The organism is Bradyrhizobium sp. SZCCHNR1017 (assembly GCF_032381375.1).
In the GTDB taxonomy this organism is placed as follows: domain Bacteria; phylum Pseudomonadota; class Alphaproteobacteria; order Rhizobiales; family Xanthobacteraceae; genus Bradyrhizobium.
Genome location: NZ_JAUHIR010000014.1, coordinates 121,793 through 135,647, shown reverse-complemented (window position 1 = coordinate 135,647; position 13,855 = coordinate 121,793). Strand labels below are relative to the sequence as shown.

At 64.5% G+C, this 13,855-nt stretch carries 10 protein-coding genes; 6 read left to right on the top strand and 4 right to left on the bottom strand.

The genetic code is table 11. The features are described from left to right. Positions 1 to 45: 45 nt before the first annotated feature. From QW863_RS28315 to QW863_RS28300, 4 genes are all read right to left on the bottom strand, one after another. Positions 46 to 1,062 carry a hypothetical protein gene (locus QW863_RS28315; RefSeq protein WP_315716236.1) on the bottom strand — a complete coding sequence of 339 codons (1,017 nt, stop codon included), beginning with the start codon at positions 1,060 to 1,062 and terminating at the stop codon, positions 46 to 48. Positions 1,063 to 1,162: 100 nt separating this feature from the next. After that, positions 1,163 to 1,468, bottom strand: a complete 306-nt coding sequence (locus tag QW863_RS28310; protein ID WP_315716237.1) for a hypothetical protein — start codon at positions 1,466 to 1,468, stop codon at positions 1,163 to 1,165. A 260-nt stretch (positions 1,469 to 1,728) separates the two neighbouring features. Beyond that, positions 1,729 to 3,846 carry a S8 family serine peptidase gene (locus tag QW863_RS28305; RefSeq protein WP_315716238.1) on the bottom strand — a complete coding sequence of 706 codons (2,118 nt, stop codon included), beginning with the start codon at positions 3,844 to 3,846 and terminating at the stop codon, positions 1,729 to 1,731. Between the two features lie 17 nt (positions 3,847 to 3,863). Then, the gene (locus QW863_RS28300) at positions 3,864 to 4,988 is read right to left on the bottom strand and encodes a phosphatase PAP2 family protein (protein WP_315716239.1); all 1,125 of its coding nucleotides are present in this window, start codon (positions 4,986 to 4,988) and stop codon (positions 3,864 to 3,866) included. Between the two features lie 230 nt (positions 4,989 to 5,218). On the opposite strand from QW863_RS28300, the gene QW863_RS28295 reads away from it, so the two are divergent. The 6 genes from QW863_RS28295 (at position 5,219) to QW863_RS28270 (ending at position 13,846) form a co-directional block, all read left to right on the top strand. Further along, on the top strand, positions 5,219 to 6,922 hold the full coding sequence (locus QW863_RS28295) for a hypothetical protein (protein ID WP_315716240.1): 1,704 nt from the start codon (positions 5,219 to 5,221) through the stop codon (positions 6,920 to 6,922). 300 nt (positions 6,923 to 7,222) lie between these two features. After that, a complete protein-coding gene (locus tag QW863_RS28290) occupies positions 7,223 to 8,722 on the top strand; it encodes a bacterial transcriptional activator domain-containing protein (protein ID WP_315716241.1) in 1,500 nt (499 codons plus the stop codon). A 196-nt stretch (positions 8,723 to 8,918) separates the two neighbouring features. Further along, positions 8,919 to 10,175, top strand: a complete 1,257-nt coding sequence (locus tag QW863_RS28285) for a cytochrome P450 (RefSeq protein WP_315716242.1) — start codon at positions 8,919 to 8,921, stop codon at positions 10,173 to 10,175. 82 nt (positions 10,176 to 10,257) lie between these two features. Next, positions 10,258 to 11,337: a PEP/pyruvate-binding domain-containing protein gene (locus tag QW863_RS28280; RefSeq protein ID WP_315716243.1), complete on the top strand. Its 1,080-nt coding sequence runs from the start codon at positions 10,258 to 10,260 to the stop codon at positions 11,335 to 11,337. Between the two features lie 43 nt (positions 11,338 to 11,380). Continuing rightward, positions 11,381 to 13,189 carry a PEP-utilizing enzyme gene (locus QW863_RS28275; RefSeq protein ID WP_315716244.1) on the top strand — a complete coding sequence of 603 codons (1,809 nt, stop codon included), beginning with the start codon at positions 11,381 to 11,383 and terminating at the stop codon, positions 13,187 to 13,189. A gap of 54 nt (positions 13,190 to 13,243) precedes the next feature. Beyond that, positions 13,244 to 13,846 carry an HD domain-containing protein gene (locus QW863_RS28270; RefSeq protein WP_315716245.1) on the top strand — a complete coding sequence of 201 codons (603 nt, stop codon included), beginning with the start codon at positions 13,244 to 13,246 and terminating at the stop codon, positions 13,844 to 13,846. Positions 13,847 to 13,855: the final 9 nt, after the last annotated feature.

Below are 13,855 nucleotides of genomic sequence, written 5' to 3'. Positions count from 1 at the left end.
AACCTGCAGGACGCGGCCTGCAGGTTTCATCTGCCGCTCGCCGCATCACTTGCCGAACAGAGGACCGACGGACGGAAGAATGACCGCCGTGACCGTTCCCTTCGCGCCGTCCGCAGACGGCTTGCCGAAGCCGAGGTTTGCAGGCGACGGGAAATTGCCTGGCGACCCTCCGCCTGTGCCCTTGCACCAGCCATTGGCCGGCGCGCCCTGGCCTCCGGGGCCCGGATTGCCCGGGCTGCCGCCCCGACCTGGGAGTCCGGCCCTCCCGCCGACATTGTTGATCCGCGAATAGCTCAGGACTTCGTAGGCAGGTCTGGTCGTGACGAAGATGAGATCGGCACCTTGTCCCCCAGCGCCGGCGTCACCGCCGCGTCCTCCGGGACCGGCAGCGCCTCCCGTCCCGCCGGGGCCGCCACCCTCCTTGCAGTCGAACAGGCTCGTAGCGCCCTCCTTGCCGTTTCCGGCCCGGCCGCCGTTGCCGCCTTTCCCCCCGGTCCCACCATCGCCGCCGTCAATGCCGCGGAAGAGAAGGACGAGGTTGAGAAGACCAGCCGGGATCGGCCCTTTCGGATCGGAGAGTTCTCCGGCGACCAGATAGACGTCGGGCAGTTGCCGGGTCTGTCCGGCCACGGCAGGCCCGCCAGGGCCGCCGGGGTAACCGGGATTGCCAGTCCGGTTGGTCTCGCCGGGATTGTCGGCGCCATTGGGACCTGCGGGGCCGTCACTGCCGACGGCGGCCACGGCCTGCGGATCGCGCTGGATGATGCTGTAGGTGTCCGGGTTGGCGAACTTGATGCGTTGCGCGGCCACCACGATGTAGGGATAGTTCAATCCGGTCAGCGTCAGCTTTGCCCCCGCCGCGAAGGAAATCTCATCCGCCTTGATGATCTGCTGCGCGAATTTCTCCTCGCCGCTGATCGGAATCAGCGTCTGCGTCAGCGGAGCCGCCTTGATCGCGGCCGCGATGTCGGGCGGCAGTGAGCCTGTCGGAATCTGCTGTTGCGCCAGAGCGACGCTGGGCAACAGCATGGCGGAGCAGGCCATCAGTCGAAGACTCTTCATCTGCAATCTCCTCACGTCATCATGATTGTTTGAAGCAGCGTCCCGCTTTCGAGACGCCGCGCCTGGACGGCGAGCAGTCATCCATGTCGCCGAACAGCGCCTAGCGAGATCCCGGAATCGGGAAGCGGACGTTTCCCTCGGCGCTGTTCCGGGTCACGTTGCCGCCGAGCGAGACATCGCGGTTGACGTTGAGCCGCGGCTCGTTGGTGGAAGGATCACGGCTGATGTTCGGATAGTTGGTCGGAGGCGGGGCTGGAGCGCGGAAGTTCTGCAACCGCTCGCTGTCGGTCTGTTGATGCGGCTGATAGGTCGGCACCAGGTCCTTGAGGTTCTGACCGGAGGCCTGGGACATCAGCAAGGGCGAGATGATCAAGCCCATCACGATACGGATATTGGATCTGCGCATTGAATCCTCCTGTGTCTCGTTTGCACGGGAGGAACTATGCCGAGGCGGTGTGAGACGATCGTCAGGACATCGCAAGAGCATCGTCAAAAATGCATCGGAACGACGCCATCTGCACTCACGCACTTGCGCTATCGCGCGCGTCGGCAAGGGCGCAGCGCAAGAGGCATCGGATCCGGGCTGGGAGTCGAGGCGCGCGCCTGTGCTGGCTCACTGTCTGCCAGCATGCTGCAATTGCGCGGCGGCGAACCAGGGAGTCGGGCTCAGCGCAAGTTTGGGCTGCGCGGATAGGTCCGCGGCGGCAGGCCGGGGTGGCCGCTCGCACGCAGGATGAAACTGCCGATACGGGCATGGTCACACGGCGAAGCGGCCACCGCGTCCTGCTTGATCGGCTCGAGCACGGCGGCGCCCGGCGGCGGGACGTCGGAGCTGGCCACGGGACCGTCGGTCACCGCAAGCGACGCAAGCACCGGGCCCGGTTGCAGCGATGCGAGATAATCTGCGAGCCGACGCACGAGTTGCGGCGCTGCCACGCTGGTGCCGCGCATCGCCACCACCGAACCGCTCCGGGTACCGGCCGCGAGCACGCCCCAATGCGCGGGCCCCTGGTCGGCGATGGCAGCACAATCGGGCTCGGCGCGCCCCGGCGTCGGACCGCTCGCCGTATAATCCGTCGGCTGGCCCGCGGCATCGACGGCTCCGACCACGAGCGCGCCCGCACCGGTCGCGAGCGCCGACAGTGTGTCCTCGCGAGTCATGGGGCAGCCGCTGCTGTCCGGATCGCTGTAGCTGCCATCCAGCGCCGCACGCTGATAGCCCCCTGCATGATCGAAATAGGACTGACGTCCATGCTGCACGTAGCCCAGCGGGGTATCGTCGCGCTGGATGTAGAGATGTGCGGTCAGCGGCGCCTCCGATCCGTTGGTGACGGAAAGCCGCCAGCGTCCGGCCGGCGCTGGATGCCTCACGCTCCAGCGCGCGGTGGTCGGATTGACCGACAGATGAAAGCGGACGCGGTCGGGCTGGCCGGCCACCTTGGCCAGGTGGCCATTGATGGCGGCGATCGGCTTGCCGTCATCCTCCAGCACCTGCACATCGCCATCACCGAATCCATCGATCATGCGCGGCACATCGCCGGGCGGCGTCAGGCTGACGCCGACGCGCGGCCATTGCTGCGCGATCGCTTCGCCGTCGAGCCAGATCTCGAGATGATTGGACGTACCGTCATCCGGCAGCATGATCCAATCGATCTGATCGGAGGCGCCGGGCTGCACAACCATCCGGCCCGTCGTCCGCTCGCGATAGCTGTTGCCGGCCGGCAGCACCAGATAGGTCGGGCCGCCGCGTTGGTTGCGACGCTCGATCATCCGCGACAGAGCCTGCTCGATCTCGTGGCTGCCGTTCTTGGGGCCGGCCGCGATGCCATAGCTGAAATTGATGACGAGCGGCAGCTTCGGGTTGATCCGGTCGGCCCACAGCATGATCTGGCGCGCCCCCTGCAGCACGTAGCTCGCCATGGTAACGCCGGTCGTATCGCCGGACACCGGCGACGGCAGCTGCACCGCCAACAGAGGCCGCTTGCTGGCGATATCTTCCGCGGTCGGATCGTAGCCGCCGGAGAGATCGAGAATGTGTGTGCCGTGCGAGACGCGTTGCGCCAGCGGCTTGCGTTGCTCATTGCCGAAATCGGTCATGCCGAACGCGCGATAGATGTCGGCCTCGCTCGCATTCGCCGCAAACAGCACGTCGAGCTCCTCGCCGGTGAGCCGCTGCCCGGCGGCGACGCCGAAATCCTTGGTCCGGCGCTCGACATCCTGTAGCCAGATCGCCCGGATGCGCGATCTGCCGCCCCTGCTGCGAAAACGGCGGTTGGCAAAGGCGATGCCGTCATCGATGACGCCGATAGCGACCTGCCGCGTCAAATCCGTCAACGGCTTGCCGAGATCGGTCGGCGCGGCGATGACAGAGTCGAAGCGCAGGCCTGGAATCGGCGGGCCGACATGGATCGCGGTGAAGAGACCGTTGGCGGCAGTGCGATTGGCGATGTCTTCGGGCCGGTAGATGAAGAACTGCACATCGCGCGGATCGTCCGGCGGCGGGACGCGACCGATGCGGATGTCGTCGATCAGCTTCGTCAGCAGATCGAATTCGTCGGCCGACATGCGGATGGTCAGCGCGTCAGCAGGCTCGTCCGGCTCGTGGCCGGCGGCCACGATGGCGGCCAACTGGCCGAGATGGGCCACATAGCTGCCGTTGGCCTCCGGCAGCAGTTGGATCTGCACGCTGCACCAGTCCAGCCTCTTGCCGAGTGGCCTGTTGCGCAACTCCCAGTCCAGATAGGGATTGGCTCGTTCGGCCCGATCTCCTCGCCAGTCTCTCATGCGCCTGTCCTTTCGTGTCAGCCGACGATCAGGCGGCACTCGGCGAGCGCCTGCGTCCAGAGATGCTGCAAGATCGGCGAGGCTGGAACGGTCGATGGCGTGCCGGCCTCGATGATCGCGCCGCCGCCACCCTGCTCGCTGGCGACGTTCGCAGCGGCCGATCGCCTGTAGGACATCGCCAGCACATCGTCGTAGCGGAAATCGTCGTTGAACCCCCGCCCGTCGAACTTGCGCATCGTGACCTGGCCGCAGCCAGAGCAGCGCGCAATGAACAGCTCCGCCAAGGTCCAGCCCAGCACCATACCGGCCACGCTGTCGACCGGAAAATGCACGCCGGCGACCGTCCGGTTGATGGCAATGCGCTCGGCGTGGCGCATCAGCTGCACGAACACTGGATCGGTCGCATCGACATCGTCTCGCCCGGTCCTCGCCTTGCGCATGAGCGCGTTGATCACGAAGGCCGCAGCAAAGGATTCCGTGGCATGGCCGCTCGGCAGCGACCCATGCCCCGGCGTCTGGATCATCGGCTGTATCTGCGGTGAATATTCGATTGGGCGCCGGCAGGTGAGCGCATGCTTGACCCGCATTTCGATCGTGGTCGTCACCTGCAGGATCAGCGCCAGCAGCTCGGCAGTGTACGGGCTGCGGCTCGGATTCCAGTATCCGACCAGGCCCAAGAAGCTGGTGAAATCGTGCAGCTCGGCCAGGATCTCGCTGCTGCGTTCCATCCGCAGCGCGGCATAGTTGAACACCCAAGCCGCTTGTTCGGCGAAGTCCGAGGCATTGGGACGGATCATGTGCACGATCGGCGTGAACGTCTCATCGCTGCGGCCACGGTACTGAAGCGAGATCGAGGTCTCGCCTTCGTCATAGACAAGGCCCGACAACAGCTCGCCAGCGAAGATGCGCAGTCGCACGTCGCGCGACCAGCGATCGAGCGCCTCTGGCCCGGCAGTATAGTGATCAGGCGTGTGTGACGGCTGGTTCCAGTAGCCGACGACGCCCTCCCGGCTGGTAATCAGCGCGCGTGCGCGCGATGAGGCGCGGACACGGCGGCCCTCGCCGCTCTCACCGCTTTCGCCGCTTTCGCCGCTCTCACCACTTTCGCCGCTTTCTCCGCTCTCACCGCTTAGCCATGCCATCTGCCGCCTCCCTGCCTGGCCCGGCGGACTTGCTCCGCCCGTTACCACTGAATGGTCGTTTTGACGGCACGCGCGGTCAAGCCGCCCGCCTTCGAAATGACGGCGTTTCACGGATTTTTCACGTTGACAGCAAGGGTGTTGGAGACTTCACTACTCAATCATTGGTTTCCGTATTTTCACGACTGATTACATCATGGTTGTGGGCGACGAATGTGAGCTCAGATCCAAAATTGCTGATCAAGCTTCTTGGTCCGTTTCGCGTGGTCAAGGCTTCTGGCGAGGATTGCACGCCTAGAGGACGCAAGGCTTGCGCCCTCATTGCGATGTTGGCGCTGGCGCGGGAGCACAAGCGATCGCGGGTCTGGATCCAGGACAGGCTCTGGGGGAGCCGCGGCAAGGAGCAGGGCGCGGCTAGCCTTCGCCAAAGCCTGACCGAAATCCGCAAGGCGCTGGCCGACTGCCGCTCCCTGCTGTGCGCCGACAGCTTCGTCATTTCGCTCGATCCAAAGCTATTTGAGACCGACATCGCCCGTTACGCTACCGCGTCACCACTGCAGGAGATGGCGCCTCCCCAAGGTGAGCTTCTTGAAGGCTTTGACATTGCAGAGGAGGAGTTCGAGGATTGGCTGCGCGAGGAGCGTGCGCGATTCCAGATGCACGTCGCACCTTCGCCGGACCTCCGCCACGTCGTCAATCTCGCGACCGACCTTGCAGCGCACCTGCAGCCCGCCGAGGAGCGGCCCTCGCGAAACCGAATCGTCCTGATCCCCGGCTGCCGGACAGGTCCGTCGGATACTGCGGTCGTGACCGACAGCCTCGTCGATTCCATCGCCAAGACGATCAAGGAACTGGGCGTAGCCACGATCCAAGACCGGCGCGACATGAGCGCGTCGGCGGCCTGGCCGGCGGACACTTTGCCTGGCGATGGCTCGATCGGTGACGATGGCTCCTCGGCCGGCACGCTCTCCCTGCGTTCTGATGTGTTCGGGTCTGACACGAGCAAGATCGTTCGGCTCGCGCTGCTGCAGCGCCCCGCCAACACGCTGGCATGGTCGTCGACATTGCAGATCAACGGCGAGGGTACGCTCGACCTGAACGACACCAATGTGATGAGAACCATCAACCTGGTGGTCAACTTCGCCGTCGATCAACTCGCTCATATCAAGGATGGCGCTCCGAGGTCTGCCTCCCATCTATGCTATGCTGGTATCCTGCGCCTGTTTCGACTTGGCAGAGCCAACTTCGAGTCCGCCGACAAGCTGTTCGCGGCTGCTTTCGCGGCCGAGCCCCGCGGCATCTATCTCGCGTGGCGCGCCTATTTGCGCACCTTCATGCTCGCCGAGCGTCAATTCAACTGCCGCCAGACGCTTGAGGCGGAGGCTTTCGATCTGATGTACCGGGCGCTGGAGCTCGAACCCTACAACTCCTATGTTGCTGGCCTGAGCGCGCATGTCCATTCCATGATGCGACGCTCGTACGTTGCCGCCTATGAGCTGGCCGAGCGAGCCATTCAACTGAACCACGCCAACCCGATCGCCTGGGCCTGCCTGGGAATCGCAAAGAGCTATCTCGGCAAACCAGAGGACGGCTTCCAGCACACATTGCTTGCCCGTACGATCGCTGGTGCGGCGCCTTTCCGTTTTCAGCTCGATGCCCTGAGCTGCATTGCGGGGACCATGGCGGGAGAACTCGACAAGGCCGTCCATCTTGCAGAAGCCAGCCATGCTCTTGCTCCGACCTTTGCTCCACCCTTGCGATATTTGTCCGCTCTCTATGCCCATAATGGGCACCGGGAGCTTTCTTTCGAGATGGTTCGCAAGCTGCAGACAACGGAGCCGGACTTCTCATACGACAAGCTGAGGGATAAAGCCTACCCCGCGGCTGGCCTGCATCGAACATCAATCATCAACTCGTTGCCAGCCCGACAGTTCTAGCGGCGTCACACTTCATCCGAGAGGTCAGGGAGCGGCAATCCACGAGCGCCTGACGGTCTAGAGGAGCCTCGCGTTGAGGCAATCAGCTCCGCTGGCGTGCTCAATCCGCGTCCCGTTCCCGCAAACCCGAACATGCATCGTCGCTGAAAGCGATTCATTTCGCTGCCGCATTTCACGGCTTTTGGCTCTCGCCAGCTTGCAGGAATGCTCGCGAAACAGGGCCTTGAAACCTTCCGGCGGCCGCTCTTAGACTACCTCCAGTCTGGCTGACTGCAATGGGGTTGCCGCGGGTGAGTACCCATGACCAAGAATAGTTGTGTCAACCTCGCGCTATTCGCGACGCAGCAAAAGCTTCTTTTTGCGGACTTCTTCAAGCTTTACCAGACTGTCGCACAGCCCTGCCGGATCTTCGTGATCGCGGCGGACGTCAACGCGGTCGCGCGGGTCGAGAAGCTCGCAAAGCGCATCAACAAGACCGGATTCGTCGAGGGCAAGAGCTTTGTCGAGATGGCGCTGCTGCGGGTGCCGATCTCGTTTCGAGATGTCGCAGGCCGAATCGAGAGGTGGGTGGCACCAACCCGCAAACAAGGGCCTGCCCTGCTCGTCGTCGACATGAGCTGGGGCCTCGAGACCAACTCGGCGACGGCCAATTTCGAGGGTTGGCCCGCACTTGCGGAAACGCTCACCCAGCAGTCCAAGGTCTCGATCGCCTCTCTCTATAACCGCCGGGTGCTGATCGACGAGCAGTTGCTCGTCGCACTGCGCGGCCATCCGCAGATCCTCACCAGCGCCGGACTGGTGGACAATCCGCATTGGCTGCCGTCGCGGCTGCAGACGCGCGGCGCATTGCGCGAGCAGGTCGATTTCTGGCTCGGCGCGATCGCGCCGGAGTTGCGGATCGGGACATCGGCGGCCGCGCTGCACGCGGCCGAAGGCGCCGACCCCATGTGGCTGTTGCGGCGATCGGCGGAAGAGCCCAGTACAGTTCATCTCGACAGCCGCGACCGCTGGAAGATCCGCTGCTTCGGACGCTTGCGGATCTATCGCAACGACGGCAGCCAGGTGAACTGGGACCCGCCCGGCGGAGCGACCCGCAAGACTAAGACCCTGTTCGCCTATCTGCTGCAGAAGGGCGGCCATGGCGCAGCCACCGACGAGCTTGCGGATCTGCTCTGGCCCAACGCCGAGGACATTGAGGCTGCGCGCAACCGCCTCTATCACACCGTGCGCTATCTGCGGCTGGCGCTCGGCCAGCCCAACGGACGCGACGAGACGCGCAACTATGTCCGGCGCGAGGGATCGCGCTACGTGCTGGTGCCCCCGGAGCGCAGCTGGCTCGACATCTCGACCTTCGAACAGCTCTGCCGCCAGTCCCAGGGTCACATCAAGGCCGGCGCCAGCGACGAGGCGCTGATCTGTCTGCAGGCGGCGGACCGTCTGTACACCGGAGACCTGTTCGAGGACATTCCGGTCGAGTACGCCGACGATGGCGAGCGCGACTGGTGCTGGAGCAAGCGCTATTGGCTGCGCGACATGTTCTTCAAGGTGCAACGCGACGCGGCACGGATCTATCTCGAACGCAACGACCACTCGGCCGCGCTCGCGCATTGCCAGAAGGCGCTGGCGATCGACCCCTTGTGCGAGATGGCGCATGCCGAGGCAATGCAGGTGTTCAAGGCGCAAGGCCGACGCGAGGCGATCGACCGCCAGTTCAAGCTGTACCTCGACTCGCTCAAGCATTTCGACAACCGGCCGAAGAGCGCCTCGCTTCAGGAGCTGCACCGCAAGCTCACGGCGTGAGGCCGCTCGCTCGCGACCGGCTCGGTCACGCGACCTTTGCCGGCCAAGCCATGCGCCATGGGAGTGCCGCCGCCAGCAGAATTGACGATTTATCTCAATTTGTCATACAGTTAAGGGCTAAAGAAAACCCAAAGGCCGCCGCTTAGAGTGAGCCCATGACAACGTCGCCAGCAAGGGCGGCGAATGGGAGGACGACATGCCCGGTTCGGCAGCTCAGCTGGCGCGGTGCCCCTATAGCGACGCCGCCAAAGACTTCGATCCCTTCGAGATGCGCGATCCGTTCCCGTTCTATGAATGGGCCCGCGCCGAGGCGCCGGTCTTCTTCTCCGACGAGCTGAAATACTACGTCGTCGCGCGCCACGCCGACATCAAGGCCGTGTTCGACGACTGGCGCACATTCTCCTCGGAGAACGCCCAGGCCCCGCTTCGCCCGATGTGCGAGGAAGGCAAGCGCATCATGCGCGAGGGCGGCTTCACCGCCTATTCCGGCCTGTCGGCGCGGGTACCGCCCGATCACACCCGCATCCGCAAGCTGGTACAGGGCTGCTTCGGGCCGCGTCGGTTCAGGGCGATCGAGCCGGAGATCAAGGCGATCGTCAACCAGGCGATCGATGCCTTCGCCGATCGCGGACATGCCGACTTCTTCCGCGAGTTTGCCTATGATGTGCCGGCGCTGGTGCTGTTCAAGCTGGTCGGCATTCCCAATATGGACGTGCCGCGCGTGAAGTCCTGGGCGGTGAGCCGCGCGCTGCTGACCTGGGGCGACCTCAGCGACGACGAGCAGATCGTGCATGCGCGCAACATGGTCGAATACTGGACCTACTGCCGCGCGCTGGTGCGTCAGCGCCACGACGATCCGACCGACGATCTGCCGGGCGATCTGGTCCGACTGCAGAAGGACGGCGCCGAGATCAGCGACGAGGAGATCGCCGGCGTTCTCTACAGCGCACTGTTCGCCGGCCACGAGACCACGACGACCTTGATGGCCAACGGCATGCGCGAGTTGCTGCAGCGGCGCGACAACTGGGAAGCCATCATCGCCGAGCCGCAGCTCATTCCGAATGCGGTCGAGGAGTGCTTGCGCTTCAGCCCGTCGATCGTGGCCTGGCGCCGACGCGCCCTGAAGGACACCCAGATCGGCGGCGTGCCGGTGCCGAAGGATTCCAATATCCTCCTGCTCATCGGCTCCGCCAATCGCGACGAGGCGGTGTTCTCCGCGCCGACCCGTTTCGACGTCCGGCGCACCGACGCGAGAAGCCATCTGGCCTTCGGCTACGGCATTCACACCTGCGTCGGCCAGCAGCTGGCCCGCATCGAGTTCGCGATCGCGCTCGGCGAGCTGACCTGCAGGCTTCCTGGTCTCCGGCTCGCTGCCGACCAGACCATCGACTTCGTTCACAACATCTCGTTCCGCGTGCCGACGGCGCTTCGGATCGAGTGGGACGTGGCCTGACACGTCGATCGTCATTGGGCCGCGTTTCACAAGCAACAACAAGTCCGGAGCCGATCCGGGCCATAAGGTGGGGAACAGACGCATGGGCGCCAACGCAGCCGCATCCTTCATCGTGCCATTCGAAGCCGCACGCGAGGACGACTTCCCGCGCATCGGCGGCAAATGCGCGAGCCTGGCGCGCATGATCGCACAGGGCGTGCGCGTTCCCGCGGGATTTGCGGTCGCGACCGACGCCTACGCCCTTCATCTTCGAAGCAACGGACTCGAGACGACGATCAGCGAGCGCCTCTCGCGGATCGTGCTCGACGATGTCGATGACGAAGAGAAGTTGTCGCACGAGATCCGCGACGCAATCATGGCACAGCCGATGCCGGGCGCGGTCGAGCAGGCGATCCGCGAGGCGTATCGCCGGATGTCGCCCGACGGTCAGTTGCCGGTGGCGGTGCGCTCGTCGGCAACCGCCGAGGATCTGCCCGACGCCAGCTTCGCCGGCCAGCAGGATACCTATCTCTGGGTGGTCGGCGAGGACGCCGTGGTCGAGAAGGTCAAGGCGTGCTGGGCCAGCCTCTTCAACGCGCGCGCGATCTCCTACCGTGCCGAGAACGGGCTCGGCCAGATCGACGTGCTGATGTCGGTCGGCGTCCAGAAGATGGTCAACGCCGCCGCCGCGGGCGTGGCGATGACGCTGGATCCGATCAACGGCGACCGCACCAAGATCGTGATCGATTCCGCCTTCGGGCTCGGTGAGCCGGTGGTCTCCGGCGAAATCACGCCCGACAATTTCGTCGTCGAGAAGGTGCTTCTGCAGGTCATCAAGCACCGCATCGCCGAGAAGGATTTCGAACTCGTCGCCGATCGCGCCGAGCGCCGGACCGTCGAGCGCGTAATCGCGCCGGAGCGCCGCACCCTGCCCTCCCTGACCAATGCCCAGGTGCTCGCCGTCGCCAGGCTCGCCAAGTCGCTCGAGCGCAGCATGGGCTGTCCGCAGGACGTCGAATGGGCGATCGACGCCGATCTCCCTGAAGATGAGAACCTCGTGGCGCTGCAGAGCCGGCCGGAGACCGTCTGGAGCCAGAAGAAGAAGCAGTCGACCGCGATCTACGAGACCGGGATTGCGGGTGTACTTGGAACGCTGCTGGCCCCGGTCCAGGCCAAGCGGTGAGCATCACGACAACAAGCAACAGAGAAACCGAGGGGAAACGACAATGACGGCGCATGCGAAATTCCCAAGTCCCTATGACCTGAAGACGCCGGTCGGCGCCGAGGGCTGGGAGAAGCTCTATCCCTATTATCTCCAGTTCCAGAACAGCCTGCGCGACAAGGAGGACGGCAAGTTCTGGTTCTGCGACTCGCAGCACTGGCCGAGCCCGTTCAAGCCGTTCGACGCCGTCACCGTCGAGTTCGCGGTCAAGTGTCTCGGCCAGTACAACACGCGGCACTATCTGATCCCGCCGGCGAACGGCGTCGAGTACCGCATCCACAATGGCTATTGCTACATGAGCCCGGTGGCGGTGGCGCCCGAGCTGATCGCTGGTCGCGTACCGCATTTCTTGGAGCGCGCCGGCTACTACTTCCAGAACTGGGACCGCCTGCTGGCGAACTGGGACAAGAAGGTCCGCGCCAACATCGCCGATCTCGAGGCGCTCAATTTCGAGCCGCTGCCCGAAGCCGTGCCGCTGGAGTGGATCACGGCGGGTGTCGGCCTCGACAACACCTACGCGCTGATGGAGACCTACGACCGGGCGATCCAGCTGCTCTACAAGACCTGGCAGTACCATTTCGAGTTCCTGAATCTCGGCTACGCGGCCTATCTCGACTTCTTCAGCTTCATGAAGGGGCAATTCCCCACCATTCCCGATCAGGCGATCGCCAAGATGGTGCAGGGCGTGGAAGTCGACCTGTTCCGTCCGGACGACGAGTTGAAGAAGCTCGCCAAGCTCGCCGTGAAGCTCGGTGTCGCCGATGCCCTGAAGAGCGGATCGGTCGACGAGGCGCTGGCCGCGGTCGGCCGTGCGCCGAACGGCGCCGAATGGCTGACGGCCTGGAACGAGGCGCAGGATCCCTGGTTCAACTTCACCTCCGGCAACGGCTTCTACTCGACCGACAAGTACTGGATCGAGCATCTCGACATCCCGCTCGGCTATGTCAGGGACTACGTCGTCCGCGTGCAGCGGGGAGAGGAGATCGACCGGCCGACGGAGGCCATTGCCAAAGAGCGCGACCGCATCACGTCCGAATATGCCGAGATGCTCGATGCCGACGCCCGCGCAGCCTTCGAGGGCAAGCTCGGGCTCGCCCGGACCGTGTTCCCCTATGTCGAGAACCACAATTTCTACATCGAGCATTGGTCGATGAGCGTATTCTGGCGCAAGATGCGTGAGCTCGGCGCCATCTTCCGCGATGCCGGCTTCTGGAAGGACGCCGACGACCTGTTCTATCTGAACCGTCAGGAAGTCCGCGACGCGCTGTTCGACTACGGCAATGGCTGGGCCGTCGGCGCACCGGCGATCGGTCCGACCTATTGGCCGCCCGAGATCGAGCGGCGGAAAAAGATCCTGGCTGCGCTCGCGACGACGCCGCCGCAGCCTGCGCTCAACAATCCGCCCGATGTCATCACCGAGCCGTTCACGATCATGCTGTGGGGCATCACCACGGAGAGCATCGGCCGCTGGCTCGATGGCGCCGCCAACACCACCAAGCTGTCCGGCATGGCCGCTTCCCCCGGCATCGTCGAGGGCCGCGCCCGCGTGGTGCGCTCCGCCGATGATCTCGGCCAGATCCAGCAGGGCGAAATCCTGGTCGCGCCGGTCACCGCGCCGAGCTGGGCGCCGATCTTCGGCAAGATCAACGCGATCGTCACCGACATCGGCGGCATGATGTCCCACGCCGCGATCGTGTGCCGCGAATACGGCCTGCCCGCCGTCACCGGCACGGGACGCGCCAGCTCCTCGATCAAGAACGGACAGATGCTGCGCGTCAACGGCTCGACCGGCGAAGTGACCATCCTGTCCTGACCCAATCGAGAGAGGCCGGCGGCGCCGGCCTCTCTCCGCATATGGAACATTGCAATGCTCGATAGGTCCGATGTCGGCAACCGCTATGACGAAGTCTGGCGCATCAGCGAGCCGTACATGCGCGCGCGCAAGAACGACGTCCACATTCCCCTGTCCTATGCGTATGCACGCAAGCTGCTCGCTCAATATCCGGACGCAGACGAGGACATCGTTTCGCTCGCAATCATCCTGCACGACATCGGCTGGTACACGATCGACATGAAGGACATCATCGAGAAGGGATTCGGTCCCAACATGATGCAGTCCGATGTGCGCTTTCTCCACGAAAGCGAAGGCGTCCGCATGTCACGCGACGTCCTCGAACAGGCCGATTGGCCGGAGAACATCATCGTCGCGGTCGGCGAGATCATCGACGGCCACGACACTCGCCCCTACCCGCGCTCGCTGAACGACCGGATCGTGCGCGACGCCGACAAGCTGTGGCGCTACACGACCACCGGCGTTGCGGTGGCCTGCGACTGGTTCAAGATGACGCCGCGCCAATATGCGTCGCGCCTGACGGCGCAGCTCGCCGTGCTCGAGACCGAAGCCGGACGACTGATGGCCGAGGAGGCGTTGGGCGAGACCCGTGCCGCGCTGATGCTCGACCTGATCTGAACCTGGGGC